The 1,465-nt window shown below is 53.9% G+C and carries 2 protein-coding genes; one reads left to right on the forward strand and one right to left on the reverse strand.

Going from position 1 to position 1,465, the window contains the following annotated elements; all coding sequences use genetic code 11:
• Positions 1 to 60 precede the first annotated feature (60 nt).
• Positions 61 to 1,056, forward strand: a complete 996-nt coding sequence (locus CVT63_08395) for a hypothetical protein (GenBank protein PKQ26616.1) — start codon at positions 61 to 63, stop codon at positions 1,054 to 1,056.
• Here the strand turns inward: CVT63_08395 and CVT63_08400 are convergent.
• A complete protein-coding gene (locus CVT63_08400) occupies positions 1,053 to 1,241 on the reverse strand; it encodes a hypothetical protein (protein PKQ26617.1) in 189 nt (62 codons plus the stop codon). The genes CVT63_08395 and CVT63_08400 overlap by 4 nt on opposite strands.
• Positions 1,242 to 1,465: the final 224 nt, after the last annotated feature.

Raw genomic sequence — 1,465 nt, forward strand, 5'->3', positions numbered from 1 at the left:
GCGAAATGTCTCTGGAAGAACGGGAATTGAACAAGGCGGTGGCAGGATGAGGCAATTCGCATGGTGATGGAAACCACCGGGCTGATCTTCAAGTACAAGATCGACCGCCCGTTGCGCTTTGAAGAGCGGCATGGCTGCCTGAAACAGAAGGAGCGACTGGATGTCGTGCCGACGCCCTATTTGAGCACGGTCCGCCTGAACAGCACCTACCTTGAAATGGTGGGGAAGTTCTATGAGGGCAAGGGCTTTTTGACCGTGGTGATGCTCATTATCACGATCACTCCCTTGTCATTTCTCATGGCAATCGCCTTTCAAAACCTATTCGAGCCGGTTCAGTACGACAATGACTTTAATGGCTGGGCGCTTTTTGGGGTGTTGGCTTTAATTGCATCCCCCGGAATTGCCTTGGCAGTCTGGACCTTACTCAGGGAATGCTTCCGCCTGACCCACTACCCGATTCGCCTGAACCGGAAACTCCGCAAGCTGTATGCCATCGACCCTTATTCGCTGAAAGTGATCGAGGCGGACTGGGACAAGATGGTGTTCGTGCTGGAAAAGTGTCTTCATACGCCGATGCGGATTACCCAATGGGAAATCCTCGGTCATGTCCTTGACGAAGACGGACAGACGATACGGGCGACATTACCGTTTTCAATCGTCAGTGCTCAGCAGGATTTGCTCAAACGCCATTGGGAATACATGCGCCGCTACATGGAAGATGGCGTTGAGGAAATCTTCGACCACACACCGGTTTGTCTGCCGATTGCAGATCGTCGTGAAACCTTCCGTTTCGGATACCAAGTGACAATGATCGATGACTCCTATCCTGTCTGGATCTACATCGCGGGCATTCTGCTCATTCCCGAAGCCCTTGGTCGTTACCTCGCTATGCAAACCAGCGACATTCCGCGATGGTCAAAGCGGATAGAAGAAGAGTGCCAGATCGACCCCGGCGACCCTTACGCCATCGATGCCAACGACAATCCGCCGGATTTCTGGAAAGCGACCGCGAAGCGCCGTTCGGAACTGGTAGCGAGCGGGGTCATGGCGCGCTAGATATATAGTCCCACCACCCATCGATCAGTGACGGCAATCTGCTGTTCAAGGCACTGACCTTCAACCAGAAAACGCTGGGTGATGAAATCAAGGGCATGAGCAACGGTGTGATCTGGGCGCAACTCGCCTTGGACAAGTTGATCAACGGTTTCGACAAGTCGGTCAAGAAGTTGGCGGAGGGGCAACCGGATGTACTAGGTCGCTTGCTTTCATTACCACCTGGGCACTCGCTTCAAGTGTTATCGGAGTCGGCATTATCTTCACCCTCCTGCTGATCGGCTGGGCCTTCGTCATGACCTACCTGGTGGACGACAAGTTACAGGACTGGCTGGAGCGCTGTCTCTGGGGAAAGCTGGAGGGGCAGCGCTACGGCGAAATGTCTCTGGAAGAACGGGAATTGAACAAGGCG

This window comes from Candidatus Anoxymicrobium japonicum (genome assembly GCA_002843005.1).
Taxonomy (GTDB): Bacteria; Actinomycetota; Geothermincolia; order Fen-727; family Anoxymicrobiaceae; genus Anoxymicrobium; species Anoxymicrobium japonicum.